Here is a 25144-nt window from a genome sequence, read left to right on the forward strand (position 1 = left end):
GCGGGGGTCGAGCCTCCTCCGGTCGAGACCCGCGCGACGCCGGTGGGCGGTTGGGACCAGGTGGAGCGGCGGGCGCGGGCCAGCCAGTCGTTCTGGACGGCCGTGGTCGGCGTGCCGGCGATCTTCTCGGTGCTCCGACTCGGCGTCGAGGCGGGCGGCGAGTTGCAGACCACGCTGCTGCTGGTGGCCAACGTCGGGCCGATCAACCTGCTGGCCGGGTTCCTCACCACGGCAGCGCGCCTGCTCGCCACCGCGCTCGTCGCGGTCTTCGCGCTCGGCGCGGTTCTCGCCGCCAGCACGGAAGGTACCGCGCGTCGACCCCTCTTCGCCCGCTGGGTCGAGGTCACGCCGACCTGGTTCGTGGCGGCGAGCTTCCTGATGGCCCTGGTCACGTGGCCATTGCTGTACCTGCCGCTGCTGGTGCCCGCGGCCTTCGCGGCGTTCCAGGTGCGGCCCGAACGCCTGCACGAGCAACCCGTGGCCCGGGTCCTCGTCATCGCGGCCGTGTTCGGCGGCTACCTCTTCCTGCTGGTGCCGACGCTGCGGGACGCCTGGCGGCAGGAAGAATGGCTGGCGATCGTGCTGCTGGTCGTACCGCCACTGCTGGCGCTCTTCATCGCCGGGCCGCTGCCCGGCGTGGTGATCCGGCCGCTCGCCTCGCTCACCCAGCTCGCCGTGCTGGCCATGCTGGTGTGGGTGGCGCTACCGGTGATCAGTACGCCGGTGCTGCCGCTCACCGTGACCACCGTGGGGGACACCGCCGGGGCCGCTGCTGGGGTTTCCGAGGACATCCGGGGGCACGTGGTGACCACCGATGATGTCAACATGGTGATCCTCCAGGAGCGCGGCGGGGTGCGCTACGTGCCGGTGGGACAGGTACGCGGGCAGGTGCTCTGCCCGTCGGAGGAGGAACTGCCCCGCCACCGGCTGCGGATCCACGACTTCCACGTCGAGGACTCGCTGCTGGAAGGGCTGGGCCGGCGGGTCCGCCCGGTGCACCGGGTGGACGCTGCGTGCCGTTGAGTCCTGCCATTTGTACGTAGATCGTGCGACGGGCGACGGCGTCGCCCTTGGCGTTGAGCTGGTAGCCGTCAAGCCAGACCCAGCCGTCGTACGTGACCCAGTCGAGCACTCGGATCAGGCGGAACCTGATCGGGGTCACGAACTGGACGCTGGCTGCTCGGCCGATGTGGAGCAGGGTGCCGGCGCGCAGGTCGGTCATGGCAGCCAGCCGAGGAAGCGGCGGTGGAGTTGGCCCGCCGGTGCCCAGGCCATGTCCTGGGTGGCTGCCACGAGGCAGGAGCCCAGGTAGAGGGCGAGGGACACGGGGGCGTCCTCGTACTCGGCTTTGAGCTCGTTGCGGCGGGTGCGACAGGGCCAGGGGGCGCCACAGCCGCCGCACGTCCAGATGGGCAGGACCGGGCCGTGTGTTGTCATCGGCTCTCACCCGGCCAGTGCCCTCGGTTGATCGGCACTCGGTGTCTTGCGTGGCAGGGCAGGTTCCTTCCGCATCGGCAGACCCGCTGACACTTCTGCCATGACCACACGGGACGGTGCCGGCGGGCCAGCGTCAGGGCGACCGCGGTCACGTACTGGTCGTAGGTGACGTGCCTGCTCATCCGGCCCTCCTCGCTTGGGGGCATGGCGGCCGGGCCACGCACGGTCATCCGACCACCACACCCAGCGAGCACCGTCTCACGCATCTCGGGCATCCGCAATATGCGGATCCCAAATGTGCGGTCCGCGTGTCTGCGAAAGGAAGTAAGGTCTTCCGCATGGCAAGATGACGACGTGCCTCAACGTCAGAGCCCTACGGTCCGACGTCGACGACTGGCGCTCACGCTTCGACAGCTACGCGAGCGAGCCGGTATTACCTCAGCCGACGCGGCCCGACGGGTGGACCACGATGCGAGCTGGCTCAGCCGGATCGAGACGGCGGAAGTCCGTCCACATCCGAACGATGTGCGGGCGCTCCTGACGTTGTACGGCGTTGAAGGCGACCAGGCCGAGGCTGTCATCGCCGTCGCTCGGCAGGCGAAGCAGCGTGGATGGTGGCAGCGGTACAGCGACGTCCTGCCCGACTGGTTCGCCGCGTACGTGGGGATGGAGTCCGAGGCGTCCGTCATCCGCACATATGAGTGCCAGATGGTGCCCGGCCTGTTGCAGACCGAGGAGTACGCCCGAGCCGCGTTCCAGGGCGCGCCGGTCCCGATGCGTGACGACGAGGTGGAACGGCAGGTCGCGCTACGGATGGAGCGTCAGGCCATCCTCACAAGCGATGACCCGCCGATGCTGCGTGTGGTCATTGACGAGGGAGCAGCCCGCCGAATGGTCGGGGGTCCGGAGGTGCTGCACCGGCAGCTCAACCACCTGGTCGAGCAGTCGGGCCGGAGCAACATTCAGATCCAATTACTCCCCTACTCCGCCGGCGTCGGCTTCGACGGCAGCTTCGTGATCCTGGACTTCCCGCCCATGCCGGACCCGTACCCGGACGCCGCCGAGGAGCGGATGGTGTACGTCGACACGCTGACGGGTGCGCTGTACCTGGACCGGCCGTCCGAGATCGCCGCGTACGCGGCGGCACATGAGCAGCTTCAAGCCCTCGCACTGGCACCCAAGCCAACGCGAGATACGCTTCGTGCGATCGCTGCCGACTTGATCACCTAGGAGGGCACGGCATGGACCTGCCTCGCTCTGCCTGGCGCAAGAGCACCAGGTCCGGCTCAAGCGGCAACTGCGTGGAGGTCGCCAGGCGACCCTGGACCGTCATGGTCCGCGACAGCAAGGATCGGCAAGGGCCGCTGCTGTCCTTCACCCCTGGTGATTGGAGCGGCTTCATGGGGGCCCTCAAGACTGGGCAGTTCGAGGCCTGAGCAGCGGTGTACCGATTCGGCTACCTCCTCACCGCCAGTCCCGCCTGACCCCTCCAACAGGGCCGGATGCCGCTGTTCGGTCACTCTCATATCCACCAGCACCCGGCGGAGTGTCACCCATCGAGTGAAGCCACCGTGTAACGCATTAACCGGAGCCGGACACTGGCTGCCGCGAAACCGGCTGCCGGCGATGTCGCCAATTCCGAGGATGTAGACCAGGTCGTGTGCCTCGGCGGCGTGTCGCAACACCACGGGCACGTCATCGCTGAGGATCCCCACGTCACTCGTCCCAATCTAGAGGCTCAGCGCGCAACGCCGGTGCGTGCCCGATCCGTGCCCGACACAAGGGTCAGCAAGGGCGAGCACGGGGTTCCAGGCAGCCCTGGTGCGAACGTCAAGCACCTCTCGACCGGTCGCTACGGCGACTCCCCAAGCAGACCAATCCGATTCCCAAGCTGTTTGGCGCACTACCGCCGTGGGCATCGACGGAAACACGCTCATCGCTGCTCTCTCGGCAATCGCAGGCGCAGCCAGTGCCGTAGGTGCCATCGGTGCTTGGCTGGCGGCTAGATCAGCGAAGGACGCCGCGCACTGCGGTCTACTGCGGTGCCTTGGCGGGGCCGGCCGTGCCTTGGGCTGCCAGTTGCTCGCGTTCTTCGGGTGTCATCTCTTCGTAGCGGGCCCAGAACGCTTCAAAGGGTTTGGTCAGCTCGGCGGCGTAGGTGTCGGTTGCGACGGCGTCGCGGAGGCTGATGTCGCCGTTGAGGACTCCTGTGGCCATCTCTCGTAGCACGTCGTTGGGTCCGTTGGCGAGGCGGGTGAGGGCGTCGCGGAGGGCTTGGCTGCGATGGTGGTCGCCGGCGGCGATGTCGTCGAGGTCGCTCATGGCTAGGCGGGTAGTCCGGCGAGGGGGTGGTCGTATCGGCCGCTGTTCGGTAGCGAGGGTAGTGCGACGGCGTCGAGGTTGCTGAGTTCGCGCACGAGCAGGGCGCGGAAGGTGTTGACGACGGCGGAGAGCTTCTGGCAGAGGTTGGTGGCGGCGCCCCAGAGGTGGAGCATATAGGCGACCTCGGCGGCGGCCAGCCCGTAGCCGACGACGGCGCCAGCGCCGGTGGAGGCGGTGGCGGTTCCGGCAGCGATGCTGACGCCGGCGATGATGGCGGAATCGAGCAGGGCTTTGATGGTGCCGCCCAAGGCTTCGCCGGTGGCCCACACGGCGTCGGCCATCTCTCGGTATCCCTGGCTGATGGCGGCCAGGGGGCCGCGCAGGTCGGAGACGGCGTTGGCAGTGGTGGTGAAGTAGCGGAACGCGGATTCGCCGGCAGTGCCCTGCCAGTGGCCGCGGAGGGTGGTGGCCCCGGACTGGACGTTGTATGCCACGTCGTGCAGCGCGCCGCCCATGTTGCCGATGACGGGTGCCATGACGGCGAGGGCCTCCCAGTCACCGAAGACGCGTTTCTGGATCTCGCCGATGGGGTCGAATCCGAACACGATGTTGAAGGCGGTGGCGGCCCACGCCGATGGGCTGAGGTAGTCCATGAACGCCAGCGAGTTCGCGGGGTTGTCCGGCTCGCCGGGCGGCTTCAGGGACCACGTGACGTCGCGCGGGTCGGCGAAGTTGGCCGGGGTGCAGGGATTGGCGGAGATTTCCAGTTCAAGCCGGGTGATGCACCGGTCGGCCGCCGACGGGAGAGTGCGGTCGAGGGACGCGGCAGCGGTCAGGTCGGTGGTGCGGTAGTAGGTGGCAGCGGCGGTGAGTTCTGGGGCGGAGGCTTGCAGTAGGCCGGCCAGGCGTTTGAGCGTGGTGTCGATGACGTTGACAGCATGTTCGTGGCTCGCCTTGGCGACGTTGTACACCTCTCCGCCGGTGCCCGCCTCGGCGTACCGGTGGAAGTAGCCACGGATCTCGCCGACGTCTTCGGCAGCTCGGTCGACCTGCCGCGCGAAGCCTGCCAGCGCCGCAGGTTCCACGACGAGGGTCACTGCGCCGCCTGGGACGCGATGACGGTGCCAGCCAAGCCGACCACGGCGAGCACAACGGCGCCGATGAGCAGGTACCGAGCGAAAGGCTGCCGCCGTACGAGGTAAGTGCTCACGCCGAGCACCCCGCCGACGATGGACACCGACATGGGCACGAGTGCAGCGGGCTCGGCATCGCCGGTCAGGATCAGCCAGCCTGATACCACCCCGAAGAAGATCGCGACGTTCGCGATCGAGGTCCGAAGGTTGCGGAAGGCCGAGTGTTGCAGGACGCCCACCGCTTTTCGGTACTCCTCAACCGCCTGCGTCCGCTCTTCCTCGGACACCGGCCGCCGCTTCAACCTGCCGCCACCCCGCGCCTTGCGACTCATGCCGGCGAAGATACCAACGACGGTCATGAGATCGCTGCCCTGCGTGATGTTCGATCGCTGACAGCAACGGCGTCGGACAGCACGGGCCAAAGCCGCTACGACTGCACTATGCCCCGGGCCAGCAACGGGCGCAGACGCCAGCGACAGCCCGCACAGAGCTTCTCAGCGAGACATCCGGCAGCCAGGCAGCAAGGAGGCAGCGGAAGCCTCGATGCGGGGCCGTCCAAGACATCAACCGACGATGCCCGGCACCTGCTCATCGACGCGGGTCGCCACCGGCTGGCATCAGCCGACAGCTTGTGACCGGCTCCCCCCGGCGGCGGTCGCCCTTAGCGGGCAGGGAGTCCGACAGCGTCGGTGACCTGACATCAGTCGTTGACATCAGCGGTGGCGGCCGAGGCCGGACGAGTGCGGATGGGTGTCGCCTCGGAGCCGGACCCGGTGGACGTCACCGGACGCTGCGACCTTTGCCGAAAGCGCCTTGTAAGCGAGGTGTCACCGACGGACCCGGGGCTGGACCGCCCTCAGCGCGAGCTCCCGGCCGATGCACTGGCTTCGCGATGTCAGCTACGGAAACCGCAGTTGCGACGGGAATGCACCGGAGCGGCTCAGCTACCTGTCCAGTAGCAGTCAGACGACTACACGCTACGAGTCCTGTTTCGATCCTGTCTGTATGGACCCGGCTGAAGCTTGCGCAAGTCAACGGCGCAGGGTGACGAAGAGCCGGAGGTGGCGCGGCGAGCGGGCTCGACGTACATGATCTTTGACCCGGAGAAGTGGGAGTCCTGGTCGACCGGCGAAAACTATGCGATCACCAGGGCAGACAGCGTCCGACTCTTCGTCGGAGAGATCACCTCGAAGGAGGTGGTTCAGCCCGCCGCCACCTCGGAGAATCCCTAATCCCGGTCATCACCAAAAGATCAACTCAAGGAGCAATTCGTGAAACTTCGGACCGCTGCGCTGGTCGCGCTCTCGGTTCTGTTCCTCGGCGCGTGCGCGGAGCCCGACAAGGTGGAGCAGGGATCCGCCGACGGAGCAAGCGGCGCGCCGGCGGCCGGCGACGCCAAGCCCGGGGGGTCCCTGCTGGCGACCGGCTTCGGTCAGCGCGACATCTACGTGGCCCTGGTCGCCATGGTGGAGAACACCTCTGACAAGGTCGGGCAGACGGTGACCGTCCAGTTCAACATCAAGGATGCGGCCGGGGAGCTGCTCAAGAGCGAGTCTCAGGTGGAGACCTTCTCGCGCCCCGGACAGACGATGCCGCTCACCACGCAGGCGGAGCTGCCCGCGGGCAAGAAGGCCGCGAAGGTCGAGGCGACGCTGCTGGTGGAGGATGAGGGCACCTTCTCCGCCGAGCCGTTCCCGGAGATCAAGACCGGTCCGGTGACGGTGACTAAGAGTTCCTAACAAAATGATCTAGGGGCTTCCGTCCCTTGTAGAGGGCGATCTACGATGTCGTGCCGTGAGGCGTGGTGAGCAGCCGCCGTGGATCGTGCCGGACGGGCTGTGGCAGCGCATCGAGCCGTTGCTGCCCAAACCTGAGCGCAACCCACGGCGCCCGGGACGCAAGCGAATCCCGGACCGGCAGGTGCTGTGCGGGATCTTGTTCGTGTTGCACACCGGGATCCAGTGGGAGTTCCTGCCCCAGCAGCTCGGGTTCGGGTCCGGGATGACCTGCTGGCGGCGTCTGGAGGAGTGGAACCGGGCCGGGGTGTGGCAGCGGCTGCACGAGCTGCTGCTGGCAGAGCTGCAGGCCGCCGGGAAGCTGGACTGGTCCCGCGCCGTGATCGACTCCTCACACGTGCGGGCCGCCCGACGTGGCCCAAAAGCGGCCCGAGCCCGGTCGACCGCGCCCGCCCGGGCTCGAAGCACCACGTCCTGACCGAGGGCGCCGGCATCCCCCTGGCCGTGTCGTTGACCGGCGGCAACCGCCACGACGTCACCCAACTGCTCCCGCTGATCGACAAGATCCCGCCCGTACGTAATCGGCGCGGACGGCCACGCCGCCGCCCCGACCAGCTCTTCGGCGACCGTGCCTACGACCATGACAAGTACCGCAAGGCGGTACGCGGCAAGGGCATCCGACCGCACATCGCCCGCCGTGGCCAACCCCACGGCTCCGGTCTCGGCGTGTTCCGGTGGGTGGTCGAGCGCACCATCGCCTGGTACCACGGCATGCGACGGCTACGCATCCGGTGGGAACGCCGTGATGACATGCATGAAGCCTTCCTCGGCCTCGCTACCTGCATCATCACGTACCGGCACGTCGTACGACTTTGTTAGGACCTCTAAGTCCGAGTATGGGACCGACGAGTTCGACGCCAAGTTCGAGGTGACCAACCCGAAGGCCGAACCGCTCAAGGACCCGAGGGTGGCCGTGGTCTGCTATGACGCCTCGAAGACGAAGATCATCGGCGGGGGGTCCACCTATCCGGACCTGATCCCGCCGTCCGGCAAGGCCTCTGTCGAGGTGTCCACCATCACGACAGGCAAGCCGGCATCCTGCGTCGCGTACGTGAGCCCAGGCATCTAGTCGCCAAGCGATAACGGACCCGCCAACCCGCGCTGCGAACGGGGAGGCGGGTCCGTTGGCGTCGGAAGGGCCGCGGTTGTTCAGGCGCTGTCGTTCGTTCGGCATGGTCGACCACGCAGAGGCCGGCAACCGCAGAACCGACCAAAGCAGGTCGCCGTGAGCTACGGAGTTGAGGCGGACAGCCGCTGCCAACCGTCAGGGCAGGGGACCTGGCAAGACCCGACTGTTGATTTCGCGGGCGACGTCAGCAGGGCCCCGCGCAAGCGGGGCCCTGCTCTCCTGGGCGTTTTTACCGGTTCCCGGACTCGGGCACGCGTTCAGGGTCGACGCCGGCCCGGCGGAACAGCTCCCGCAGGCGCTGCTTGACGTCGACCGTGGCGTCCAAGGACCTCAGTACGGCCGTGGACGCGCGGTCCATGAGCTGGTCGAGTTCGTGCTCCTTGTCATGGTCCATGGGTTGCCTCCTTCCGGGTCGACTCGGGGTCCAGCATGCGGAGGACCTTCTGACGGGCGTGCCGCAAATTCGACCGCACGGTGTCGCGCTGCTGTCCGGTGATCTCGGAAATCTCGGTGTGCCCGTAGCCGTCGCAGTGCAGCACGAAAACCACGCGCTGGGCCTCCGGCAGCGCCCGCAGCATGCTCATGACCTCCGGCCGGTCCTCGTTGGCATCGAAAGACTCCACCGCGGTGTCCTGCGCCACGTGCCTCGCCGCAGTGACCTCCCGCTCGGCTACCTGCCAGCCGCGGTGCAGGATGCGGAGGGCGACCGTGCGGGTGAAGGACTTCGGGGACTTGATGGTCGGCCAGTTCATGAGCGCGACGTGCATCGCCTCCTGGGTGACGTCCTCGGCCTCGTGCCGGGAAGCCCCCCAGCGGATCAGCAGTCCGACCAGGGGCTTGTAGTCGCCCTCGTAGTACGTGGCGAACTCTGCCAACTGCCCCTGGGCGAGCTGGATCTCGGTCTGTGACGGCATGTCTCATTCCTCCGTTCTCTCTGGACAAACCAGAGCCTTTGCTCTGCTTTGCGCATATAAATCACCCTTCCTGCGTGCATATGCGTCCCGGACTTTCCGGTTCGCTGCGCGCCAGGTAGCGCGCACATCGGTCGTCGTGCGTGACGACGGCCAATGTCCAACTACCTGGCCTTCGTTAGTTGAGTACCGGGCGGGGGCTCAGCGTGCAACGGCTCGGCAAGAAACTTGAAGGCCCCGGGGGATCACCGGGCTCGGCGCGCCAAGCACGCGAGGACCATGACGACCGCCAACACGGCGGCGACGGCAGTGACGGCCAGCGAGTTCGACACCGCGTACGCGGACGGCACCCCGATCAGCGCCCCGTTCATCACCACCAGGAGCTTGCCGGTATCGTCGCGGCCCTCGGGCCGTGGCTCGGTCGGCTCGTCCCCCGTATCGCCAATGACGAGTTCCGTGGAGCCGTTCACCGTCTCGGGCACCTGATTCTCCAACCTGCCACCCCCTCGGGAGGCTCATGAGTGAGGTGCGTGGAGAGGGGCGCGTCGTGCAACCGTCAGGCGTCCGATCACGCATCGTGACTCGACAGTCGCGCTGTTCGTTGGGGCGGGTGGTCTCAACTGTGGTCTCATTCGCTGCCGTACACGGTCGTCCATGACGGTCCGACGGGCAGCCGAACTGCTGGTCATGTGCGCTGTCGAACCGGTCCGAACGTGTGGTCGCAGACCTCGAAAGCGTGTGAGCGCAGCGCGGCGAGGCAGCGAGACGACCACCAGCGCCGCCGATAGACGACACAAGACAGCAGAGGCGGCCTCGCTATGCCGCGCAGGAGGGCATTGATCGACAACGATCGGTGTCCCGTATCGGCGTTCGGGATGAAGAGATCAAGCTCCGCCCGCTAATGAACCGTGCGGAGCTGGACCCAGAGACCCGGCTGAGGGCTCTCTCAGTACGACTTGTCCTGGCCGAGGACGTGTTGGGCGACGAAGTTGAGGATCATCTCCCGGCTGACCGGGGCGATCCGCCCCGCCCGTACCGCCCCGAGCAGCGTCGCCACCCCGTACTCCGTGGTCATGCCGGCCCCGCCGAGCGCCTGCACGGCCGTGTCCACGGCCAGAGCCGCCGCCTCCCCGGCCGCGTACTTCGCCATGTTGCCGGCGACGCCGGCCTCCAGGTCGCGGCCGGCGTCGTACAGCACCGCCGCCTTCTGGATCATCAGGCGGGCCAGCTCCACCTGCACGGCCGCGTGCGCCAACGGGTGCGACACGCCCTGGTGCGAGCCGATCGTCCGCCCATTCCACACCGCCCGCGTCGCCGTGTACTCCGACGCGCGCTCGATCGCGTACCGGCCGGTGCCGGCGCCCATCGCGGCGACCGTGATCCGTTCCGGGTTGAGCCCGGAGAACAGCGCCGGCAGGCCGGCCTCCACCGACTCGCCGACCAGGGCGTCGCCGGGCAGGCGGACGTCGTCCAGGTAGAGCAGGAACTGGTTCTCCGGGGACAGGATCTCCATGTCCAGCTTGGACCAGGTCAGCCCGGCCGCGTCGGTCGGCACGATGAACAGCGCCGGCTTCAGCTTCTGCGGAGCCGCGTCCGCTGAGCCGGCGCTGCCGTCTCCGACGGCGACGCGGGCGACGACCAGCACGTGTCCGGCGTCGTCGACCCCGGAGATGTAGCACTTGCGGCCGGAGAGCACCCAGTCGTCGCCGTCGCGGCGGGCGACCGTGCCGAGGCGGTGGAAGTTCGAGCCGGCCTCCGGTTCGGTGATCGCGAAGACGATCTTCTGGGAGCCGTCCGCCAAGCCGGGCAGGTGGCGCTTGCGCTGCTCGTCGGTGCCGTGCCGGTTGATGACCGTGGCGGCGATGGCGGGGGAGACCACGAGGAGCAGCAGCGGGCAGCCGGCCGCGGCCAGCTCCTCGCAGACGATGGCCAGCTCGGTGATGCCGCCGCCCCCGCCGCCGTACTCGGTCGGGATGTTCACGCCCAGGTAGCCCAGCCGGCCGGCCTCGTTCCACAGCTCGGTGGTGTGCTCGCCGGCCTTGGCCTTCTCGACGAAGTACCGGTGGCCGTACCGCTTGCCCAGCGCCCGCACGGCGTCGCGGAGCTGATCCTGCTCGGGGGTGAGGTCGAAGTTCATGACTGAGCCTCCTCAAGGGGGTTGACCACGGCCAGCACGGCTCCGGTGTCGACCTGGCCGCCGGCGGGGACCGGCAGTTCGGCGACCACGCCGTCGGTGGGGGCGAGCACGGGGTGTTCCAGCTTCATCGCTTCCAGGGTCAGCAGCAGGTCACCGGCGGCGACCCGCTGGCCGACCTCGACGTGCACGCGGGTCACCGCACCGGGCAGCGGCGCGAGCAGCGACCCGGCGGCCAGCTCCGCGGTGGGCAGGGGGAAGCGCGGCAGCTCGGCCAGGCTCGCCGCCCCGTCCGGGCCGTCCACGAAGACCTCCGACCCCTGACGGTGTACGCGGTACGCCCGCCGCACCCCGTCCACGTCGAGCACGACGCGCTCCGGGGCGGCCTCGACCAGGGACACGGTGGCGTTGGCGTCGCTCGACGGGTTCGTGGACCAGTCGGCGAGCGCTCCCCTGCGGTCCAGCCGGTAGCGGACTTCGATTTCCCTCCCGTCCGGGCCGGTGAAGCGGGTGACCTGCGGGAAGGCGGGGACGTTGCGCCAGCCGGACGGCAGCCCGGCCAGCACCGACGCCGAGGCCCGGCGACCGGCCGCCGAGGCGAGGGCCGCCGCCAGCGCGACCAGGGGGACCTCGTCGGCGGGCAGCAGGGGCTCGAAGACCTCGGGGTGCCGGTCCAGGAAGCCGGTGTCGACGTCGACGGCGGCGAACTCCGGGCTGCGCAGGACCCGGACCAGCAGGTCCCGGTTGGTGGCCACGCCGTGCAACTCGGCCCGGGCGAGGGCGCCGGCCAGGACGCGGGCCGCCTCGGCGCGGGTGGGCGCCCAGGCGATCACCTTGGCGAGCATCGAGTCGTAGTGGACGCTCACCGCCGAGCCGTCGACCACGCCGGAGTCCAGCCGCAAGCCCGGCCCGGCCAGCGGCCCGAACTCAGCGGCCACGCCGGGCAGGGCGAACCGGTGCAGGGTTCCGGTTGCCGGCCGGTAGCCCTGGGCGGGGTCCTCGGCGCAAAGGCGTACCTCGATCGCATGGCCGGCCGGCGGCGGGGTCGCGGACAGTGGCAGCGGCTCGCCCTCGGCGACGAGCAGTTGCAGCCGGACCAGGTCCAGGCCGGTGGTGAGTTCGGTGACCGGGTGCTCGACCTGGAGGCGGGTGTTCATCTCCAGGAAGAAGATGTCCCCGTCGGGCGCGAGCAGGAACTCGACCGTGCCGGCGCCGACGTAGTCGACCGCCCGGCCGGCGGCCACCGCCGCCTGGTGCAGCCGCTCCCGCACCTGCGGCGGGAGCACGCCCGGTGCCTCCTCGACGATCTTCTGGTGGCGGCGCTGGATCGAGCATTCGCGGACGCCGAGGGCGGCCACCGTCCCGTACACGTCGCCGAAGATCTGCACCTCGACGTGGCGGCCGCGTTCGACGTACCGCTCGATGAAGACCGTGCCGTCGCCGAACGCCGCGGCCGCCTCGCGGCGCGCGCTGGCGACGGCCTCGGCGAGCCCGGCGGCGTCGTGGACCACGCGCATGCCGCGCCCGCCGCCCCCGGCGGACGCCTTCACCAGCACCGGGAAGGCGGTGACCTGGTCGGCGTCGGTCCAGGTGGGCAGCATGGGTACGCCGGCCTCGGCGAGCAGCGCCTTCGCGGCCATCTTGTCGCCCATCGCGGCGATCGCCTTGGCGGGCGGCCCGACCCAGGTGAGGCCGGCGTCGGTGACGGCCGTGGCGAACTCGGCGTTCTCGGCGAGGAAGCCGTAGCCCGGGTGGACGGCGTCCGCGCCCGCCTTGCGGGCCGCGTCGAGGATGAGGTCGATCCGGAGGTACGTCTCGGCGGGCGTGTTCCCGGGCAGGCGGACGGCCTGGTCGGCCTCGGCGACGAAGGGCGCGTCGGCGTCGGCGTCGGAGTGCACGGCGACCGTCTGCACGCCGAGCGCGCGGCAGGTGGCGAAGATCCGGCGGGCGATCTCGCCCCGGTTGGCTACGAGCAACTTCTGGATCATGAAGGCTGAGCCTGCCTTTCGTTCGCGACTGCGGGACTCCGCTCCGCTGCGTTCCTCGCGCTCACGGGGTCACATCCGGAAGACGCCGAAGCCGTCGGCGCCCTTCACCGGTCCGTTGTGGATCGCCGACAGGCAGAGCCCGAGGACGGTACGGGTGTCCCGGGGGTCGATCACGCCGTCGTCGTAGAGCCGGCCGGAGAGGAAGAGCGCCCCGGACTGGGACTCGATCTGCTGCTCGACCATCATCCGCATCGCGGCGTCGGACTCCTCGTCGTACTCCCGGCCCTTCGCGGCGGCGGCCTGCCGCGCCACGATGGACAGCACGCCCGCGAGCTGCGCCGGGCCCATCACCGCCGACTTGGCGTTCGGCCAGGTGAACAGGAACCGGGGCTCGTACGCCCGGCCGCACATGCCGTAGTTGCCGGCGCCGTAGGAGGCGCCGAGGTTGACCGTCAGGTGCGGCACCGTCGAGTTCGACACCGCGTTGATCATCAGGGCGCCGTGCTTGATGATGCCGCGCTGCTCGTACTCGGTGCCGACCATGTAGCCGGTGGTGTTCTGCAGGAAGATCAGCGGCGTGTCGGCGGCGTTGGCGAGCTGGATGAACTGGGCCGCCTTCTGCGCCTCCGCGCTGAACAAGACGCCCCGGGCGTTGGCGAGAACGCCGACCGGGTACCCGTGCAGCTCGCCCCAGCCGGTGACCAGCGCGGTGCCGTAGCTCGGCTTGAACTCGTCGAACTCGCTGCCGTCCAACACCCTGGCAAGGACTTCGCGGGGGTCGAACGGCACCTTGAGGTCGGCGCTGGCGATGCCGAGCAGGTCCTCCGGGTCGTACTTCGGCGGTTGCGGGCGGCTCGTGCGGGACGGTGGGCCGTGCTTGCGCCAGTTGAGCCGGCGTACGCACTGCCGGGCCAGCCGGATGCCGTCCCGCTCGTCCTCGGCGAGGTAGTCGGCCAGGCCGGACGTCGAGGCGTGCATCGCCGCGCCGCCGAGCGACTCGTCGTCGGCGTCCTCGCCGGTCGCCATCTTCACCAGCGGCGGCCCGGCCAGGTAGACCTGCGACCGGTCCCGGATCATGATCACGTGGTCGGACATGCCCGGCACGTACGCGCCCCCGGCGGTGGCGTTGCCGAAGACCACGCTGACCGTGGGGATCTTCGCCGCGGAGAGCCGGGTCAGGTCGCGGAACACCCGCCCGCCGGGGATGAAGATCTCCGCCTGGGTGGGCAGGTCCGCGCCGGCCGACTCGACCAGGTTGACCATCGGCAGGCGGTTGGCCAGGGCGATCTCGCCGGCCCGCCGGGTCTTCGCGAGGGACCAGGGGTTGACGGCGCCGCCGCGTACCGTCGGGTCGTTGGCGATGATCAGGCACTCGACACCCTCGACCACGCCGATGCCGGTCACCACGCTGGCACCGACCGGGAAGTCCGTGCCGTACGCGGCAACCGGTGACAGCTCCAAGAACGGGCTGTCCTGGTCGAGCAGCAGCTCGATCCGCTCGCGGGGGAGCAGCTTGCCACGCTTGTGGTGGCGGGCCACGTACTTCTCGCCGCCGCCGGCGCGGGCCCGATCGAGCGCCGTGTCCAGCTCGGCGAGGCGTTCCAGCAGGGCTTCCCGGTTGGCCTGGACCGCCGGGGAGGCAGGGTCGATCGCGGTGTCGAGTGTGGTCACAGGCCCATGCCCTTCGCGATGATCTCGTTCATGATCTCGGTGGTGCCGCCGCCGATGCCGAGGATGCGCTGGTCGCGGTAGTGCCGCTCCACCTCGGCGTCGCGCAGGTAGCCGAACCCGCCGTGCAGTTGCAGCGCGGCGTCGACCACCTCGGCGCAGGCGGCCACCGCGACGTTCTTCGCCATCGCCACCTCGCTGATCGCGGGCTCCCCGGCGGCGACCCGTTCGGCGACGGCGAGCACGTACGCGCGGGCCGCCTCTGCGCGGGTGTGCATCTCGGCCAGCCGGTGCCGGACGAGCTGCCGGCTCGCCAGGGGCCGGCCGAACGTCTCCCGGTCCCGGCACCACCGGGTGGCCAGGTCGACACAGCGCTGCGCCGTCGCGTACGCCTGGACGGCCAGGGAGATCCGCTCGGAGGCGAAGTTCCGCATGATCGCGAGGAAGCCGGTGTTCTCCGCGCCGACCAGGTTCGTCACCGGCACCCGGACGTCGGTGAAGGACAGCTCGGCGGTGTCCGAGCAGTGCCAGCCGAGCTTCTCCAGCCGCCGCCCGACGGTGAAACCGGGCGCACCCTTCTCGATCACCAGCAGCGAGATGCCGCCCGCGCCCGGCCCGCCGGTGCGGACCGCGGTGGTCACGAAGTCGGCCCGGTGCCCGCTGGTGATGTACGTCTTCGCGCCGTTCACCACGTAGTGGTCGCCGTCGCGGCGGGCGGTGGTACGCAGGCTCGCCACGTCCGAGCCGCCGTCCGGCTCGGTGACGGCGAGCGCGCCGATCATCGTGCCGGCGAGGGTCGGGCGGACGTACCGGTCGACGAGGTCACCGCTCCCGGCCGCGACGATGTGCGGCAGCGCGATGCCGTGCGTGAACAGCGCCGCGATCAGGCCCGACGAGCCGCCCGACCGAATGATCTCCTCGGTGACGGTGATGGAGTCGAGCAGGTCGCCGCCGCTGCCGCCGCACTGTTCGGGGAAGCCGATGCCGAGCAGGCCGAGCTTCGCGGCGGTGGCGTGCAGGTCGCGCGGGACCTCGCCGGCCCGCTCCCAGTCGTCGAGGTGCGGCAGCACCTCCCTCGTCACAAAAGTCCTGGTCAGCTCGCGGAGCTGCCGGCGTTCGGGAGTGTCCACAGTGGTCATGACGTCGCCTCCCCGAGCGCCGGCAGGTCGACGACGCGGGAGCGGAGCAGTTCGCCGAGCGCCTTGGCCTGCGGGTCGAAGCGGGTCGAAGCGGCCACCCCCTGCCCCAGCAGGCCCCGGATGACGAAGTTGACCGCCCGCAGGTTCGGCAGCTCGTACCGCTCGACGGTCAGCGGGGCGGTCTCCGGTAGCAGCTCGGCCAGCCGCTCGACGGTCAGCCAGCCGCGCAGCCAGGCCCAGGTCGCGTCGGTCCGCGCCCAGACACCCAGGTTCGCGTCACCCCCCTTGTCCCCCGACCGCGCCCCCACCAGCTCCCCCAGCGGGCCGCGCCGGGTGGGATGCAAGGAAGGGCCCCCTGTTAACGCCTGGTGTTGTACAAGGGGCCCTTCCAAACCGGTTACCGGCGGTGGGGGGATCGGCAGGCGGGTGCCGTCGGGGAGGACGGCCACGTGATCCACCGCGTCCTGCGGCACGGTGTCGGCGGTGAAGACCCCGTACGGGGTCGCGTCGCCGGGCAGCGTCGTCAGCGTGCAGCCCGGGTAGGAGGCCAGGGCCAGCTCCACCGCCGCCGCCGAGAAGGCCCGCCCGGCCCGCGCCTTGTCGCCGTCCCGCAGGTGTACGTGCAGCAGCGCGCTCGCCGCCTCGGTGTCGTGGGCGTCGGCGTGATCGGTGCGGGCGAGGACGAACTCCAGCCCCTCCTTGCCGACCGCCTCCTCGATCTGACCGCGCACCAGGGCCGCCTTCGCGGGAATGTCCAGCCCGCACAGCACGAACGTCATCGAGTTGCGGAACCCGCCGAGGTTGTTGACGCCCACCTTGAGCGTGCCCGGCGGCGGTGTGCCCCGGACGCCGGACACCCGCACCCGGTCCGGCCCGTCCTGCGTGAGGCCCACGGTGTCCAGGCGGGTCACCACGTCCGGCCCGAGGTACGCCGGGCCGCCCACCTCGTACAACAGTTGGGCGGTGACCGTCTCGACGGTGACCGCCCCGCCGGTGCCCGGGTGTTTGGTGACGACCGACGAGCCGTCGGCGCGCAACTCGGCGAGGGGGAAGCCGGGCCGGTGCCCGCCGTCGGGCAGTTCGGTGAAGAAGCTGAAGTTGCCCCCGGTCACCTGCGCCCCGCATTCGAGGAGGTGCCCGGCGACGGTCGCGCCGGCGAGCGCGTCCAGGTCGTCCCGCCCCCAACCGAACCGGGCGACGGCCGGCCCGACCACCAGGGACGCGTCGGTGACCCGCCCGGTGACCACGACGTCCGCTCCGCCGTCGAGGGCGGCGGCGATCCCGAACGCCCCGAGGTACGCGTTCGCGGTCAGCGCGTCCGGCCGGACGAGGGCGTCGCCCTCGACGTACCCGACCTTGACGTCCAGCCCGAGCCGCGCGGCGAGCGACCGGACGGCGGCGGCCAGACCGGCGGGGTTGAGCCCACCGGCGTTGGTGACGATCCGGACGCCCCGGTCCAGCGCGGTGCCCAGCGTGCCCTCAAGTTGACGGAGGAAGGTCTTCGCGTAGCCGAGGTCGGGGTCGCGCATCCGGTCCCGGCCGAGGATGAGCATGGTCAGCTCGGCCAGGTAGTCACCGGTGAGCACGTCCAACTCACCGCCGTCGAGCATCTCCCGCCAGGCGGAGAACCGGTCGCCGTAGAAGCCGGAGGCGTTGCCGATCCGCAGGACGTCGCTCACCCCGTCACCCCGCTCCGCCCGGCGACCGCGCGAGACGCCGGCCTGGTGCGCTCGACAAGCCGCTCACGCCGTCACCTCGGAGACAGTGGTGTCCCTCGTGGACAGTGGCTCGCGGCCGGCGCCGGGCGGGCCGGCGAACGCCTGGGCGACGTCGAGCCACGCGTCGGCCACCGGCCCGGTGGCCGTCAGGGCGAGGTCGGCGCGGTGCCGGCGCTGGGTGACCAGCAGACAGAAGTCCCGCGCCGGCCCGGTGACCCGGTCGGCCGCGTCCTCCGGGCCGTACGACCAGGTCGCGCCGTCGGGCGCGGCCAGCTCGACGCGCACCGGCGCCGTCGGCACCTCGCGGCCGTGGGCGGCGAAGGAGTGCCGCAGTGTACGGAAGCCGAGGTACGCGACGTGCCGCAGTCGCGCCGTGGCGGGCCGGGTGACGCCGAGCGCGTCGGCCACGTCCTCGCCGTGCGCCCAGGTCTCCATGATCCGCGCGGTGACCATCGACGCGGGGGACATCCCGGTGCCGTACCAGGGCAGCTTCTCGCCGGGTGGTGCGGCGGCGAGCGCGGCGGCGAGCGCCGCCCGGCCGGCCCGCCAGCGGGGCAGCAGCTCGTCCGGCGGCGCGAGGAACTCCTCGGCGCCGACGTCGACCAGCCGGGCCGGGTCCGGTGCCGTGGTGACCGAGGCGAAGAACGCGTCGACATCCGTCGCGGCGAGCAGGGCGACGTGATCCGTCCAGGCCAGGTGTGCGATCTGGTGGCCGATCGTCCAGCCCGGCGCGGGCGTCGGGCTGGCCCAGTCGCCGGCGGACAGCGGGGCGACGAGGGAGTCCACGTCAGCTGACTCGGCGGCCAGGTCCGTCAGCAGGTCCGTGAGGTTGACCATGGTGCCCTCCGGGGGTGTCGGCGGTGATCGGTGCGGGGTGGGGTCGGATGCGGCTCGGCGGGAGAGGGGCGCCGTTGCCTTGGGGTCAGAGGGCGAGCAGGTGGGTGAGCTGTCGTTTCCAGGTGGCGAGGAGCGCGGTGCGGCGGGCGGAGTCGTCGTTGAGCAGGTTGGCGACGCCCAGGCCGCGGAGCAGGTCGAGGGTCGCCTGCACCGCCTCCCGTACGCCGGGGCGGCGCTCGTCGACCTCGAGCAGGGCGACGGTCAGTCGGTGCATCTCCCGGCCGACCCGCGCCTCCAGCGGCACCAGCGCCTCCCGCAGCTCCCGGTCGGTGCGGGCGGCGACCCACAGCTCCAGGGCGGCCACGAAGAGCGGGCCGGTGAAGGCGGCGGCGAGCAGGTCGACCACCCGGTCGAGCCGCTGCGGGCCGGCGGGCAGGGCCTCCGCCTCGATGCGCAGCTCCTCCGCCCGCCGCTCGGCGAGGTGCGCGACGGCGGCGGTGACCAGTGCCGCCTTGGTCGGGTAGTGGTGCAGCTGGGCGCCGCGCGACACGCCCGCCCGGGTCGCCACGACGGTCGTGGTGGTGCCCGACCAGCCGTGCTCGACCAGGCAGTCCACGGTCGCCTCCAGCAACCGGGCCTGGGTGGCGCGGCTGCGTTCCTGCTGAGGGACGCGGGTCGATGTCGGCACGGGAACAGCGTGCCGCCGCCGAAACAAACAGTCAAGCCTGACTTTTTCTGACGGGCCAACAGCCGTGCCGGCGCAACCACCATGCGGCGGTGGCGATCTCCCTCCATGATCGTTTGATGGTGAGCTGGGCCCGGGCGCCCGTCCGGTCCTGCTGATCAGCAGACGATCATGGGCTTGCCCGGTACACCGCTGGCGGGCGCTTCAGCGACCGTCGCGGGGAGCGAAGACGGTCAGGGCGTCGGTGTCGCTGTGGCGGGAGCGCACGTACTCGTCGGCGAAGGCGGCGGCGTCGGGGTACGTCGACTCGGCCGCGATCCGCGCGCACGCGGCGTCCACGTCGACGAGGGTGCGCCGGAGCTGCACGCCCGGGCCGAGCAGCGCCCAGAATGCACCGCCGTACGGCATGCCGACGCTGCCCGGGTTGACGACGAGCCGGCGGTCGACCAGCCGGGTGAACGGCATGTGGGTGTGCCCGCAGACCACCGTGCCGACCTCCGCCGGCACCTCCGCGAACACCTCCGCCCAGCGCTCCAGCCGGGAGTCGACCAGGACGACCTCCTCGTCGTCCCGGGGTGTGGCGTGGCAGAAGAGCACCGGGCCCAGCCCGGCGACCTTCAGGGTGACGGTCAGCGGCAGCGCCGCCAGGCGGCCCACCTGGTCGTCGCGGAGCTGCGTGGCCGCCCAGTTGGAGACGTCGATCGGTGACGGCCGGCCGGCCCGGGCCTCGACCAGTTCGCGGTCGGCGTTGCCGCGTACCCAGCACACCCGCTCGCCGAGCCCCGCGAGCCGGTCCAGCACCTCCACCGGCTGCGGGCCGGCGGCGATGTCACCGGTGACCACGATCAGGTCGGCGGCGGCGACGTCCGGCTCGGCCAGTACGGCCTCCAGTGCCGGCAGCACACCATGGATGTCGGAGAGGACGGCGACCCGGTCCGGCATCGATCCACCGTGACCGGCCGGAGGCGGCATGTCCAGGACTTCTGCCTTAGGCAGAACGCTGTCCGCACCCGCGCGGTTTGATCCACTCGATTTCCCTGAAGTCGGGCAGTCACCGGCGCTGCGACACCCCGAGTTCCATGATCCCGAGTTGATCAAGCCTTCGGGCGGGTCGGCCCGCCGGAACCTCCCCCGGGAGGTGAGACGGACGGGCCGGCGGACGCGAACGGCCCGGACCGCGCGGGGCGGTCCGGGCCGTTCGTCAGATGTTCCCGATCAGACGCGGGCGCGGCGGGCCAGGCGCTCCGGGTCGAGGATGATGATGCTCTTGCCGTCCAGGCGCAGCCAGCCGCGCGAGGCGAAGTCGGCGAGCGCCTTGTTGACCGTCTCGCGGGAGGCGCCGACGAGCTGGGCGATCTCCTCCTGGGTCAGGTCGTGGGTCACCCGCAGCACGCCGCCGTCGCGGGTGCCGAACCGGCCGGCCATCTGGAGCAGGTTCTTCGCGACCCGGCCCGGGACGTCGGTGAAGATCAGGTCGGCCAGCGAGTCGTTCGTCCGGCGCAGGCGGCGGGCGAGCACCCGCAGCAGCTGCTCGGCGATCTCCGGCCGGTTGTTGAGCCAGGGGCGCAGCGCCTGCTTGCGCAGCCGCACCAGGCGGGTGTCGGTCACCGCGGTGGCGGTCGCCGTACGCGGGCCGGGGTCGAAGAGCGACAGCTCGCCGACCATGTCCGACGGTCCCATGACCGCGATCAGGTTCTGCCGGCCGTCCGCCGCCCGGCGGCCGACCTTGATCTTGCCGGACAGCAGGATGTACAGGCTGTCGCCGGGCTCGCCCTCGTTGAAGACGACCTCGCCCTTCCGGACCTCGAGCGTCTCCATCTCCTTGGCGAGCGCCTCGGCAGCCTCCGGGTCGACGCCCTGGAAGATCCCGCTGCGGGCCAGTACCTCGTCCATCGCGCACCTCCGCCTGCGCGTGCCGTCCGTCGGCCGGGTCCGCCGTACGCTTCTCCCTCGCGCGCCGCCAAGTCTAGGCGCACGTGAGCAGGTATCCAGGGCGCACCCCTGGAATCTTGATCCTTGGACGTAACTCGACTGTCGTGATCACCCGCTAGGATCCCGCGCCCGCCCGAGGGGCGTACGCCGGCCGGCGCCGCAGGTCGTAGGGTCGCCACGTGCTGAACGAGCCGTTCCTGACCGCCCGCCACGAGGACGGGCGGGACGCCCCGCTGCTGGTGTGGCGGGCCGACCGTCCGCTACTGGCCGTGAGCTCCGCGCCACTCGGCGGTGGTCTGGGAGTACGGGAATGGGTCGTCAATGCCACCGTGTCCATGTCGTACGACCGGGAGGACCCGGCCGACCACCTGGCCGAGCTGGCCGACCAGCTCGGCCTCGACGGGCCCGGGGTGGGCCTGCTGACCGGCGTGGACGTCGCGGAGGTGGTGGCCCGGACGGACAGTGGCGTGCGGGTCTGGGCCACGGTCGGGCTGGGCATGCCGGTCTGGGCGGCGGCACCGGAGCCTCCCGGGGTGACGGCGAACACAACCGCCACCCCCGTCCAGCGGGTCGGCACGGTCAACATCGTGGTGTACGTGCCGGCGCGGCTCGGGCCCGCCGCCCTGGTCAACGCGGTGGCGACGGCCACCGAGGCGAAGGCGCAGGCACTCGCGGAGCTGGGCGTACCCGGCACCGGCACGCCCACCGACGCGGTGACGGTCCTCTGCCCGGTCGACGGGCCGGAGGCGGCGTACGGCGGGCCCCGCTCCACCTGGGGCGCGCCGCTGGCCCGGGCGGTGCACGCCGCCGTCAGCACCGGCGGCGCCGGCACCGTGGTCCCCTGGTCCCACCGGCCCGCAGGCTGAACATCTGCCCGATCGGGTCATGTCGGCGCGTCCACCGCCCGGTAGGGTCGCGGGCGATGTACGCTGCCGCCCCTCTGTCGCCCCGTCCCCGCCGCCGCCTCCTCCCGGTGGTCGGCGCGCTGCTCGTCGCCCTGCTCGCGGCGGGCTGCGGTGACGCCGACCCGCAAGCCGGGCCCGTCTGGCAGCCCGGCGCCGGCGGTGGCGGCACCGGTGCCCCGGTCGCCTCCGGTGGTGCGTCGCAGCCCGCCGAGGCGGCCATCTCCCTCTCCGCCACCGGCGACATCATCATGGCCAACGCGCCGAACCGGTTGCCGGCGAACAACGGCAAGGGCTTCTTCGACGACGTCGAGAAGGCGCTCGCCGCCGACCTGGTGATGGGCAACCTGGAGGAGCCGCTCACCGTCGACACCGGCACCGGCAAGTGCGGGGCCAACTCCACCCGCTGCTACCAGTTCCGGGCCCCGCCGGAGTACGCGGCACACCTGCGCGACGCCGGGTTCGACCTGCTCAACCAGGCCAACAACCACGGGTACGACTACGGCGCCAAGGGCTACGAGAACACCCGGGCCGCGCTCGAGAAGTACGAGCTCGCGCACACCGGCGCGCCCGACCAGATCACCGTGGTCGACGTGAAGGGCGTCAAGGTGGCGGTCGTCGGCTTCTCGTCGTACCCGTGGTCCAACCCGCTGACCGACATCCCGGCGGCCAAGCGGGTGATCACCAAGGCGGCCGGCAGGGCGGATCTGGTGGTCGTGCAGGTGCACATGGGCGCCGAGGGGGCCGACAAGACGCGGGTGAAGCCGGGCACCGAGATGTACCTGGGCGAGAACCGGGGCGACCCGGTGCGGTTCAGCAAGGCGATGATCGACGCCGGCGCGGACCTCATCGTCGGCCACGGCCCGCACGTCCTGCGCGGCATGGAGTTCTACCAGGGCCGGCTGATCGCGTACAGCCTGGGAAACTTCGCCGGCGGCGGCAACTCGCTCAACAACAGCGGCCGGCTGGGCTGGGGCGGGGTGCTGAAGGTGTCGCTCAAGCCGGACGGCACCTGGGCCGGCGGGTCGTTCGCCGCGACGTACATGAACTCGGCGGGTCTGCCGAGGATGGACGCGGACGACCGCGGTCTGGGCCTGGTGCGGGAGGTCAGCGGGAAGGACTTCCCGGAGACCGGGGCGGTCCTCGACGACTCGGGGAAGATCAGCCCGCCCGCGGCGGGCTGACCGGCCGGGGCGCGGGCGTGGGCCCGACCGTCTGTCGGGGCGGCGACGTAGGCTTTCCCGCGTGACCACCAGCTTCACCGAGACCGACCTCGGGCGGACGCGCCGCGCCCGGCGGATCGGGCGGGTGCTGACCGAGACCCACCCCGACGCGCACTGTGAGCTCAACCACTCCAACGCGCTGGAGCTGAGCGTCGCGACGATCCTCTCCGCGCAGTGCACCGACAAGAAGGTCAACGAGGTCACCCCGAAGCTCTTCGCCCGCTACCCGCGCGCCGCCGACTACGCCGGCGCCGACCGGGCCGAGATGGAGGAGCTGATCCGGCCCACCGGCTTCTACCGCAACAAGACCGACTCGCTGATCAAGCTGGGCCAGGCGCTGGTCGAGCGGCACGACGGGCGGGTGCCGGGAAAGCTCGCCGACCTGGTGACCCTGCCGGGAATCGGCCGCAAGACGGCCAACGTCATCCTCGGCAACGCGTTCGGCGTGCCGGGGATCACCGTCGACACCCACTTCCAGCGGCTGGTGCACCGGTGGCGGCTGACCACCGAGACCGACCCGGTCAAGATCGAGCACGCGATCGGGGCGCTCTTCCCGAAGCGGGACTGGACGATGCTGTCGCACCGGGTGATCTTCCACGGGCGGCGGGTCTGCCATGCGCGCAAGCCCGCCTGCGGGGCGTGCACGCTCGCGAAGCTCTGCCCGTCGTACGGCACCGGGCCGACCGAGCCGGCGGCGGCCGCGAAGCTGCTCAAGGGCCCCCGCGCCCGGGACCTGGCGGTGGCCGCCGGGGTGGATCCGGAACTGGTCCCCGTCCAGGCCGTCGTCGCGGAGGCGCCGTGAGGACGCGGCTGGCCGCCCTGCTGGTCCCGGTGCTGCTGCTCGCCGGCTGCACCGCCGGCCCGGAGCAGGGCGCCCCCGCCACGCGGGACGGCGCGGCGCAGAACCGGCCCTCCCCGTTCGCGGACTGCGCCGAGCTGACCGCCGCTCCGGCGCCGTCCGGCACCGCGACCGCCGTCCCGGGCGGGGGTACGCCGCTGCCGGAGCTGACGCTGACCTGCTTCACCGGCGGCGCGCCGGTGGCGCTGCGGGACGTCCGGGGGCCCGTGGTGATCAACCTCTGGGCCTCGTGGTGCGCACCCTGCCGCAAGGAACTGCCCGCGTTCCAGCGCCTCAGCGACCGGGCCGACGGCCGGTTGACGGTGCTCGGCGTCAACACGCGGGACACCCGCGGCGGCGCGCAGTCCATCGGCGAGGACTTCGGGGTCCGGTTCCCGACCCTGGTCGACCAGGGTGAGGCGCTGCAACGGGCGTTGGGCCGCAACGCCATCCCGTTGACCGTCCTCGTCGACGCCGACGGCCGCATCCGGCACGTCGACGCCAGCGGGGCGCTCGACGACACCCGCCTCACCGACCTGGTCCGCCAGCACCTCGGCGTGGCGGTGCCCGCGTGAGCGGCTCAGGGCCCGGGTGCGGGGCCGCGTCGGCGTGGGCGGCGGCGTCCGCCGCGCCGGCGAGTGAGGCGGTGCCCGCGTGAGCCGTCAACCGCCGCCCTGGCTCGACCCGCTGCTGACGCGGCTCGGCAGCGCGCGCACCGAGGACTTCACCCGGCTCGTGACCCCCGAGCAGGGTGGGCGGGAGAGCGCCGTGCTGGTGCTGCTCGGCGAGGCGCCCGGCGTCGGCCCGGACGTGCTGGTCCTCCAGCGGGCCGCCACCCTGCGCAACCACGCCGGCCAGCCGGCCTTCCCCGGCGGGGCGGCCGATCCGGAGGACGCGGACGCGTCCGCGACGGCACTCCGCGAGGCCAACGAGGAGGTCGGCCTCGACCCGGCCAGCGTCACCGTCCTCGCCGAGCTGCCGAAACTCTGGATCCCGGTGAGCGACTTCGTGGTGACCCCGGTGCTCGCCTGGTGGCACGCCCCGCATCCGGTGCACCCCCGGGAGCCGGCCGAGGTCGCCCACGTCGCCCGGCTGCCGGTCGCCGAACTGGTGGACCCGGAGAACCGGATGCGCGTACGCCACCCGAGCGGCTGGGTCGGCCCGGCGTTCTCGGTGCGCGGGATGCTGGTCTGGGGCTTCACCGCCGGTGTGCTGTCGGCGCTGCTGGAGATGGGCGGCTGGGCCCGCCCGTGGCACCGGGGACGCGTGCTGGAACTCCCGCCGACGGGGGCCAGCCCGGCGCCGTCGGCCGGCACCGACGAGGTGGACGAGACCGCCCTGCGCTGACTTGA

General features: G+C 71.3%; 27 protein-coding genes and 1 pseudogene. 11 read left to right on the plus strand and 17 right to left on the minus strand.

The window, feature by feature from the left end; all coding sequences use genetic code 11:
• The first annotated feature begins 60 nt into the window (after positions 1-60).
• On the plus strand, positions 61-1023 hold the full coding sequence (locus ACN26Y_RS09055; protein WP_155329858.1) for a hypothetical protein: 963 nt from the start codon (positions 61-63) through the stop codon (positions 1021-1023).
• Here ACN26Y_RS09055 and ACN26Y_RS09060 read toward each other — a convergent pair.
• Both ACN26Y_RS09060 and ACN26Y_RS09065 read right to left on the minus strand, forming a co-directional pair.
• A pseudogene (locus ACN26Y_RS09060) lies at positions 983-1222 on the minus strand (hypothetical protein); the annotation flags it as partial. The gene ACN26Y_RS09055 and the pseudogene ACN26Y_RS09060 overlap by 41 nt on opposite strands.
• Positions 1219-1437 (minus strand): hypothetical protein, encoded by a 219-nt coding sequence (locus ACN26Y_RS09065; RefSeq protein ID WP_155329859.1) that lies wholly within the window; start codon positions 1435-1437, stop codon positions 1219-1221. The gene ACN26Y_RS09065 and the pseudogene ACN26Y_RS09060, both read right to left, overlap by 4 nt.
• A 354-nt stretch (positions 1438-1791) precedes the next feature.
• Here ACN26Y_RS09065 and ACN26Y_RS09070 point away from each other — a divergent pair, with 354 nt between their 5' ends.
• Positions 1792-2667 carry a helix-turn-helix domain-containing protein gene (locus ACN26Y_RS09070; RefSeq protein WP_230688937.1) on the plus strand — a complete coding sequence of 292 codons (876 nt, stop codon included), beginning with the start codon at positions 1792-1794 and terminating at the stop codon, positions 2665-2667.
• A gap of 11 nt (positions 2668-2678) precedes the next feature.
• Positions 2679-2873, plus strand: coding sequence for a DUF397 domain-containing protein (locus ACN26Y_RS09075; RefSeq protein ID WP_155329861.1), 195 nt, complete (start codon positions 2679-2681; stop codon positions 2871-2873).
• A 598-nt stretch (positions 2874-3471) separates the two neighbouring features.
• Here ACN26Y_RS09075 and ACN26Y_RS09080 read toward each other — a convergent pair.
• The 3 genes from ACN26Y_RS09080 to ACN26Y_RS09090 are packed head-to-tail and all read right to left on the minus strand — an operon-like array spanning position 3472 to position 5251.
• A complete protein-coding gene (locus ACN26Y_RS09080; RefSeq protein WP_155329862.1) occupies positions 3472-3759 on the minus strand; it encodes a hypothetical protein in 288 nt (95 codons plus the stop codon).
• Between the two features lie 2 nt (positions 3760-3761).
• The gene (locus ACN26Y_RS09085) at positions 3762-4856 is read right to left on the minus strand and encodes a hypothetical protein (protein ID WP_422734585.1); all 1095 of its coding nucleotides are present in this window, start codon (positions 4854-4856) and stop codon (positions 3762-3764) included.
• Entirely contained in the window at positions 4853-5251 is a 399-nt protein-coding gene (locus tag ACN26Y_RS09090; protein ID WP_155329864.1) for a hypothetical protein, read from the minus strand. The genes ACN26Y_RS09085 and ACN26Y_RS09090 overlap by 4 nt, the downstream gene beginning before the upstream one ends.
• 912 nt (positions 5252-6163) lie before the next feature.
• On the opposite strand from ACN26Y_RS09090, the gene ACN26Y_RS09095 reads away from it, so the two are divergent.
• The 3 genes from ACN26Y_RS09095 (at position 6164) to ACN26Y_RS09105 (ending at position 7757) form a co-directional block, all read left to right on the plus strand.
• Positions 6164-6631, plus strand: coding sequence for a hypothetical protein (locus ACN26Y_RS09095; RefSeq protein ID WP_422734586.1), 468 nt, complete (start codon positions 6164-6166; stop codon positions 6629-6631).
• Positions 6632-6713: 82 nt separating this feature from the next.
• A protein-coding gene (locus tag ACN26Y_RS09100; protein WP_422734914.1) for an IS5 family transposase occupies positions 6714-7507 on the plus strand; the annotation gives its coding sequence in 2 pieces (ribosomal slippage) (positions 6714-7047 and positions 7047-7507; 795 coding nt in all).
• A gap of 49 nt (positions 7508-7556) precedes the next feature.
• Positions 7557-7757, plus strand: a complete 201-nt coding sequence (locus ACN26Y_RS09105) for a hypothetical protein (protein WP_422734587.1) — start codon at positions 7557-7559, stop codon at positions 7755-7757.
• 289 nt (positions 7758-8046) lie between these two features.
• On the opposite strand, the gene ACN26Y_RS09110 is transcribed toward ACN26Y_RS09105, so the two are convergent.
• The 12 genes from ACN26Y_RS09110 to ACN26Y_RS09165 all read right to left on the minus strand — a co-directional run bounded on the left by ACN26Y_RS09110 (position 8047) and on the right by ACN26Y_RS09165 (position 20790).
• Complete coding sequence (locus tag ACN26Y_RS09110; RefSeq protein ID WP_155329866.1) at positions 8047-8211, minus strand: hypothetical protein; 165 nt, start codon at positions 8209-8211, stop codon at positions 8047-8049.
• Positions 8201-8731: an RNA polymerase sigma factor gene (locus ACN26Y_RS09115; RefSeq protein WP_155329867.1), complete on the minus strand. Its 531-nt coding sequence runs from the start codon at positions 8729-8731 to the stop codon at positions 8201-8203. Before ACN26Y_RS09115 ends, ACN26Y_RS09110 begins: the two co-directional genes overlap by 11 nt.
• 242 nt (positions 8732-8973) lie before the next feature.
• Entirely contained in the window at positions 8974-9210 is a 237-nt protein-coding gene (locus ACN26Y_RS09120; protein WP_155329868.1) for a hypothetical protein, read from the minus strand.
• A gap of 464 nt (positions 9211-9674) precedes the next feature.
• Positions 9675-10865 (minus strand): acyl-CoA dehydrogenase family protein, encoded by a 1191-nt coding sequence (locus ACN26Y_RS09125; RefSeq protein WP_155329869.1) that lies wholly within the window; start codon positions 10863-10865, stop codon positions 9675-9677.
• Positions 10862-12850: a biotin carboxylase N-terminal domain-containing protein gene (locus ACN26Y_RS09130; protein ID WP_422734588.1), complete on the minus strand. Its 1989-nt coding sequence runs from the start codon at positions 12848-12850 to the stop codon at positions 10862-10864. The genes ACN26Y_RS09125 and ACN26Y_RS09130 overlap by 4 nt, the downstream gene beginning before the upstream one ends.
• A 69-nt stretch (positions 12851-12919) precedes the next feature.
• Positions 12920-14521, minus strand: coding sequence for an acyl-CoA carboxylase subunit beta (locus tag ACN26Y_RS09135; protein ID WP_422734589.1), 1602 nt, complete (start codon positions 14519-14521; stop codon positions 12920-12922).
• Positions 14518-15657, minus strand: coding sequence for an acyl-CoA dehydrogenase family protein (locus ACN26Y_RS09140; protein WP_422734590.1), 1140 nt, complete (start codon positions 15655-15657; stop codon positions 14518-14520). Before ACN26Y_RS09140 ends, ACN26Y_RS09135 begins: the two co-directional genes overlap by 4 nt.
• Positions 15654-17336, minus strand: coding sequence for an acyclic terpene utilization AtuA family protein (locus ACN26Y_RS09145; protein WP_422734591.1), 1683 nt, complete (start codon positions 17334-17336; stop codon positions 15654-15656). The genes ACN26Y_RS09140 and ACN26Y_RS09145 overlap by 4 nt, the downstream gene beginning before the upstream one ends.
• 63 nt (positions 17337-17399) lie before the next feature.
• The gene (locus tag ACN26Y_RS09150; protein ID WP_422734592.1) at positions 17400-18212 is read right to left on the minus strand and encodes a TIGR03084 family metal-binding protein; all 813 of its coding nucleotides are present in this window, start codon (positions 18210-18212) and stop codon (positions 17400-17402) included.
• An 85-nt stretch (positions 18213-18297) separates the two neighbouring features.
• A complete protein-coding gene (locus ACN26Y_RS09155; RefSeq protein ID WP_422734593.1) occupies positions 18298-18900 on the minus strand; it encodes a TetR/AcrR family transcriptional regulator in 603 nt (200 codons plus the stop codon).
• 201 nt (positions 18901-19101) lie between these two features.
• Positions 19102-19839 (minus strand): metallophosphoesterase family protein, encoded by a 738-nt coding sequence (locus ACN26Y_RS09160; RefSeq protein ID WP_422734594.1) that lies wholly within the window; start codon positions 19837-19839, stop codon positions 19102-19104.
• Between the two features lie 273 nt (positions 19840-20112).
• Entirely contained in the window at positions 20113-20790 is a 678-nt protein-coding gene (locus ACN26Y_RS09165; protein WP_088981720.1) for a Crp/Fnr family transcriptional regulator, read from the minus strand.
• A gap of 218 nt (positions 20791-21008) precedes the next feature.
• Here ACN26Y_RS09165 and ACN26Y_RS09170 point away from each other — a divergent pair, with 218 nt between their 5' ends.
• The 5 genes from ACN26Y_RS09170 (at position 21009) to ACN26Y_RS09190 (ending at position 25139) form a co-directional block, all read left to right on the plus strand.
• Complete coding sequence (locus tag ACN26Y_RS09170) at positions 21009-21695, plus strand: adenosylcobinamide amidohydrolase (protein WP_155329877.1); 687 nt, start codon at positions 21009-21011, stop codon at positions 21693-21695.
• A gap of 56 nt (positions 21696-21751) precedes the next feature.
• On the plus strand, positions 21752-22915 hold the full coding sequence (locus ACN26Y_RS09175; RefSeq protein WP_422734595.1) for a CapA family protein: 1164 nt from the start codon (positions 21752-21754) through the stop codon (positions 22913-22915).
• 61 nt (positions 22916-22976) lie between these two features.
• Positions 22977-23756: an endonuclease III gene (nth, locus tag ACN26Y_RS09180; RefSeq protein WP_155329879.1), complete on the plus strand. Its 780-nt coding sequence runs from the start codon at positions 22977-22979 to the stop codon at positions 23754-23756.
• Positions 23753-24367, plus strand: a complete 615-nt coding sequence (locus ACN26Y_RS09185) for a TlpA family protein disulfide reductase (protein WP_155329880.1) — start codon at positions 23753-23755, stop codon at positions 24365-24367. The genes nth and ACN26Y_RS09185 overlap by 4 nt, the downstream gene beginning before the upstream one ends.
• 79 nt (positions 24368-24446) lie before the next feature.
• Positions 24447-25139, plus strand: coding sequence for an NUDIX hydrolase (locus ACN26Y_RS09190; protein WP_155329881.1), 693 nt, complete (start codon positions 24447-24449; stop codon positions 25137-25139).
• The last annotated feature ends 5 nt before the right edge of the window (positions 25140-25144 follow it).

Source organism: Micromonospora sp. WMMD558 (genome assembly GCF_049315255.1).
Classification (GTDB): Bacteria; Actinomycetota; Actinomycetes; order Mycobacteriales; family Micromonosporaceae; genus Micromonospora.